This window comes from Gryllotalpicola sp. CP2-P1, from assembly GCF_057512245.1.
Genome location: NZ_JBLRDT010000238.1, coordinates 1 through 3,487, shown reverse-complemented (window position 1 = coordinate 3,487; position 3,487 = coordinate 1). Strand labels below are relative to the sequence as shown.

Sequence of the window (3,487 nt, the reverse complement as noted above, 5' to 3'; positions counted from 1 at the left end):
GCCGAGCAGGTAGGTGACGGCGGCGGCCCCGTAGCCGATGGCCAGCTGTCGCAGCGCGCGCTTCCACGGCGACGACCCCGAGAGCAGCCCGACGACCGCACCCGTTCCGACCAGAGCGATGCCGACGAGACCGGCCGACAGCGCAACGGCGCCGAGGCCGCCCATGCCGAACAGGTATGGGATGACCGGCACGATCGCCCCCGAGGCGAAGAAGCAGAAGCTCGAGAGCGCCGCCCCCATGCCGGTGCCGATCGCCTCGTGCTCGTCGCGCCCCGGCGCGCCGTCCGCGAGCGCCGCGGTCTCTGTGTGCATGCCCCAGATGAGCCGCGCCGCGCGGGTCTGCGCCTGCTGCTCGGTCATACCGCGCGAGCGGAAGACGAGCGCGAGCTCGTTGGCGTTGACGTTGAGCCTTCCGATCGCCTCGCCGACCTCCGGGTTCGGGGTCGAGGCTGCGAGCAGCTCGCGCTGCGAGTGCACCGAGACGAATTCCCCGGCCCCCATCGACAGGGCACCCGCCAGGAGCCCTGCGATGCCCGTGAGCAGGATGACGTGCGTCGAGACGCCGCTCGCGCCGACGCCCAGCACGAGAGAGAGGTTGCTGACGAGGCCGTCGTTCGCGCCGAACACGGCGGCGCGGAAGGTGCCCGAGAGGCGGTTGCGGCCGCGCTCGGCGAGCGCGCGCACGACCTCCTCGTGGATCTGCTCGTCTGCCGCCATCTCGGCGGTGGCATCCGGGTCGTCCGCATAGGGCGAGCGCGACTCGGCGCGTTGCACGAGCGCGAGGATGAACACCGAGCCGAGGCGGCGCGCGAGCCAGCCGAGCGCCCTGCTGCGGAAGCCGACGCCGACCGGCTTGCCGACGTCATCGCCCAAGAGGTCGAGCCAGTGCTGCTCGTGGCGCGACTCGGCGTCGGCGAGCGCGCTCAGGATCTCGCGCTCCTCGCCGCTGCGCCGGCGTGCGAGATCGCGATAGACGGATGCCTCGGCCCGCTCGTCCGCGAGATAGCGGCGCCACCGGCGAAGCGTGCGCTCGTCGGGGGTCTCGGGCGGGGCGTCGGGGGTGCTCATCGGCTCACCAGCCTGGCAGAAAGGCCGCGCCCTGACGAGCGACGCGGGTGAGCGTTCAGGGTTCAGGGCGGGCTAACCGCGCAGGCATCCGCGAGGCCGTTTGTTTTGGTCGGTTGCACATTAACTAGCTCATGGGGTTAGTGTGTCTCTGACTCTAAGGAGGCGCTCCCCATGGCGAACGCGTCGCTCGCGGTATCGACGGTGATCTTCGCGCTGCGCTCCTCCGGCCGATTCGGCGAAGACGGCGGCCGACGGGGTCTCTGGCTGCCGCTGGTGCGCCGCATCCGTGAGCCGTATGACGGCATGTGGGCGCTGCCCGGCGGCCCGCTCGGCGCCGACGAGGGGCTGGCCGAAGCGGCGACCTCGACCCTCGCGAAGACGACGGGGCTCGCTCCGCGCTATCTCGAGCAGCTCTACGCCTTCGGCGACCCCGGCCGGTCGGGCGAGGGCGCCGGCTCTGCCGACGGCGCCGGCTCCGGCGAGCGAGTCGTGTCGGTCGTCTACTGGGCGCTCGTCGGCGACGAGGAGGCGCGGGCGGCGCGGGTGGGCCAGAACGTGCGCTGGTTCCCCGCCGACGAGCTGCCCGCGCTCGCCTTCGATCACGCGCTCATCGTCGAGTACGCGCTCTGGCGCCTGCGGAACAAGGTCGAGTACAGCCGCATCGCGAGCGCGTTCCTCGGGCGCTCGTTCACGCTCGCGCAGCTGCGCGAGGTGTACGAGGCGGTGCTCGGGCGCGCTCTCGACCCCGCCAACTTCCGCCGCCAGATCGAGGCGAGCGGAGCTCTCGAGGACACCGGCGAGGTGCTCACCGGCGTGCGGCACCGACCGCCGCGGCTGTATCGCTACAACGCGACGGTCGACCTCGCCGACCAGGGGCCGCTCGGGCGGCTCGCGCAGAAGTGACCGTCTGGACCCACCCGAAAGAAGCAACCGATGACTCTGCTCGATGACCGCGCTGCGGCATCCGTCACCCGCACCATCGCCGGGATCACGAACGGCACGCTCGCCGGCGCGACCTGCGCGCCCGAGCTCGCCGAGGGGCCCTGGGCGTTCGACCTGGGGATGCCCGGCTACGGGCCCGGGGCATCGCAGGCCGACCTGCTGCCCGCCGGCTCCCCGACACAGGGCGAGCTGCCGGCGCGCTATCGCTCGGCCTCGCCCGAGCAGCTCTCCGAGTGGATCGCCGCGGCGAAGGCGCGCCTCGGCTCGCGCGTCGCGGTGATGGGGCACTTCTACCAGCGCGACGAGGTGGTGCAGTACGCCGACTTCGTCGGCGACTCGTTCCAGCTCGCACGGGCGGCGCGCGATCTGCCGGGCGCCGAGGCCATCGTGTTCTGCGGCGTGCACTTCATGGCCGAGACGGCCGACATTCTGACGGGGGACGATCAGTCGGTCATCCTGCCCAACCTCGCCGCCGGGTGCTCGATGGCCGACATGGCCGACATCGACGCGGTCGAGCAGTGCTGGGCCGAGCTCGAGGCGCGGTTCGGGTCTGAGCCCGACGCGTCGGGGCGGGTGCCCGTGATCCCCGTGACGTACATGAACTCGTCGGCGGCGCTCAAGGCGTTCTGCGGCGAGCACGGCGGCATCGTGTGCACCTCGTCGAACGCGGCCACCGTGCTCGAGTGGGCGTTCGAGCGCGGGCAGCGCGTGCTGTTCTTCCCCGACCAGCACCTGGGCCGCAACACCGCGAAGGCGATGGGCGTGCCGCTCTCGGCGATGCCGCTGTGGAACCCTGCGCGCGTCTCGGGCGGGCTGTCGGGCGACGAGCTGGATGCCTCGCGCGTCATTCTGTGGAACGGGTTCTGCTCGGTGCACAAGCGCTTCACGGTGGCGCAGATCGAGGCCGCGCGGGCGGCGCACCCGGGCGTGCGCGTCATCGTGCACCCCGAGTGCCCGATGGAGGTCGTGGATGCGGCCGACGGCGCCGGCTCGACCGACTACATCGTGAAGGCGATCGCGGCGGCGCCCGCCGGCTCGGTGTTCGCGATCGGCACCGAGATCAACCTCGTGCAGCGGCTCGCGGCCGACTACCCGCAGCACGAGATCTTCTGCCTCGACTCGGTGGTCTGCCCGTGCTCGACGATGTACCGCATCCACCCCGGCTACCTCGCCTGGGTGCTCGAAGAGCTCGTCGCCGGGCGCACCGTGAACCAGATCTCGGTGGCGCCGCGCGTGGCCGCCGGCGCGCGCGTCGCGCTCGAGCGGATGCTCGCGGCGCGGCCCGACACGACGATGGCGGCGTAAGCGATGCCCGGCGGAGGCCGCCGATGCGCGTGATCGTCGTGGGGTCGGGGCTCGCGGGGCTGCTCGCCGCCACCGAGTCGGCCGAGCGCGGTGCCGAGGTGCTGCTCGTGACGAAGGGCGCCCTCGCCGAGGCCAACACGACCCACGCGCAGGGAGATCGGAAGAGCACACG

Annotated in this window: 4 protein-coding genes; 3 read left to right on the top strand and 1 reads right to left on the bottom strand. The window is 72.4% G+C overall.

The window, feature by feature from the left end; all coding sequences use genetic code 11:
• A partial coding sequence (locus tag ACM2XV_RS13490) for a VIT1/CCC1 transporter family protein (RefSeq protein ID WP_487027298.1) occupies positions 1 to 1,068 on the bottom strand: 1,068 nt, incomplete at its 3' end.
• Positions 1,069 to 1,239: 171 nt separating this feature from the next.
• Between ACM2XV_RS13490 and ACM2XV_RS13485 the strand changes: the two genes are divergently transcribed.
• The 3 genes from ACM2XV_RS13485 to ACM2XV_RS13475 all read left to right on the top strand — a co-directional run.
• A complete protein-coding gene (locus ACM2XV_RS13485) occupies positions 1,240 to 1,971 on the top strand; it encodes an NUDIX hydrolase (RefSeq protein ID WP_344772733.1) in 732 nt (243 codons plus the stop codon).
• 30 nt (positions 1,972 to 2,001) lie between these two features.
• Entirely contained in the window at positions 2,002 to 3,315 is a 1,314-nt protein-coding gene (gene nadA / locus ACM2XV_RS13480; protein ID WP_344772735.1) for a quinolinate synthase NadA, read from the top strand.
• 23 nt (positions 3,316 to 3,338) lie between these two features.
• Positions 3,339 to 3,487: FAD-dependent oxidoreductase (locus tag ACM2XV_RS13475; protein ID WP_487027299.1), on the top strand; the 149-nt coding region annotated here is incomplete at its 3' end.